3 protein-coding genes are annotated in these 1,451 nt (G+C 66.6%); all 3 read right to left on the reverse strand.

Translation table 11 applies throughout. From position 1 onward, the window contains the following. On the reverse strand, positions 1-221 hold a 221-nt coding region (locus VCB98_RS13835; RefSeq protein WP_346053532.1), incomplete at its 3' end, for an ArsR/SmtB family transcription factor. 136 nt (positions 222-357) lie between these two features. After that, a complete protein-coding gene (locus VCB98_RS13840; protein WP_346053534.1) occupies positions 358-1,134 on the reverse strand; it encodes a DUF1499 domain-containing protein in 777 nt (258 codons plus the stop codon). 40 nt (positions 1,135-1,174) lie between these two features. Further along, positions 1,175-1,451 (reverse strand): DUF3641 domain-containing protein (locus VCB98_RS13845; RefSeq protein WP_346053536.1); only part of this gene is annotated, 277 nt, incomplete at its 5' end.

The raw sequence follows: 1,451 nt of genomic DNA on the forward strand, positions 1-1,451 counted from the left end.
AGGTACAGACGGCTGCGACCCTCGCGCTGGTGCTGGAGGAGGCCAGCTCGTTCCAGGGTGGCCAGGTGAAAGGAGAGGGTGGCCGGGGCGATGTCCAGTGCCTGCCCGATCTCACCGGCCGCCACCCGGGCCGGGTATTGGCGTACCAGCCAGCGGAAAACGCTCAGGCGGCTGGGTTGGGCCAGGGCGGACAGGGCTTCGGTGGCGTCTGTTATTTTCATATTTCCAATAATATCGAAATGAATTGATGGAGGGCAAGCTGCGGGGGCAGGCGGGTGCGTCCCGGCCTTTCCAATGCCCCGCTGCAGGCGCGGATCCATCCGCGCATTCCCCCTCAACGCAGGTGGTGGTTTCGTGTCAGCCGTTCTCGCCGAGCAGATCCAGTAGCCGCTCCCGGAACTCGCGGATGCGGGCAGCGTTGGTGCCCACATCCGAGCGGCCAACCCGGGACTTGGAGCGGATATCCAGTGCACTGCCCTCGCCAGTGGCCTGGATACGTATGACCACATCGTCCTCGAAGCCGAACCAGCGCGTGGTGGCGGTGCCTTCCAGGCGGCCTTCCGCGGCATCCACGGCCACCAGCTCCCAGCCCATGGCATGGGCCACGGTAACCGAGGCGTCCATGGCCGTCTCCGGGTCCACCGCCAGCATCAGGGTTTCCAGATCGGGATAGGCCTGCCGCTGCTGTTCGGCGGTCTCCTCGCCCGGATATGCCACCGGATTGGGCGCATCCTCGCGCAGGGGCGCGATCGCGCGGAAGGCCGGCGGGTCGTCGGTGTCGGTCGTGATGTCGTGAATGGGGGGCACGGACTGGGCCTGGGCGCGCCAGCCGTAGGGGATGGCCACACTGAGCGCGCCCGCCAGCAGGGCCACCAGGCTCAGCACCACCGCGCGACGGGCACCACCCAGATACAGGGCCAGGCCCAGCGGCGCCAGGGCCATGAGCGCCGTGAAGATGCCGATATAGGCGGCATAGCGGAACAGGCCGAAGGCCTCGCCCAGCTCCAGCAACTCCAGGCGGTAGGCAGGGCCCGCCACGGCCAGCAGAAGCAGTGCCAGCAGCCCCAACCCCAGCAACAGCCAGCCCGCACGCGGCAGCCAGCGGCGAATGCTATCGGGTGATGCCTTGAACATGGTGGCTCCTCCGGTTTGGAAGCCACCATGTTAAGCGTGATCAGGCCTGTTTCGCCAGTTTGAAGCCGCCGGCGGTGGCCTCTCCCTCAGCCTCGCTCAATGCCCCGCCGCAACTGGAGCCCTGGCCGGCGGTACAGCCATAACAATGCCCGGCCACCCGAATGGGATTGCCTTGCAGCTCCCTATCCAGCAGCTCGGACAGGTGAGTGCGCCGGCCCCCCAGGCCCATGTCCAGCATCTGGTTGAAGTCGCAGTCGTAGACATAGCCCTGCCAATCGACGCTGATCAGGCTGCGGCACATCACGTTCTTGAGGTTC

This window comes from Natronospira elongata (genome assembly GCF_034931365.1).
GTDB lineage: Bacteria > Pseudomonadota > Gammaproteobacteria > Natronospirales > Natronospiraceae > Natronospira > Natronospira elongata.

What these genes read in the sequence shown, in the direction of transcription:
- VCB98_RS13840 (WP_346053534.1), bottom strand. Translation starts at nt 1,134, where the DNA reads ATGTTCAAGGCATCACCCGATAGCATTCGCCGCTGGCTGCCGCGTGCG.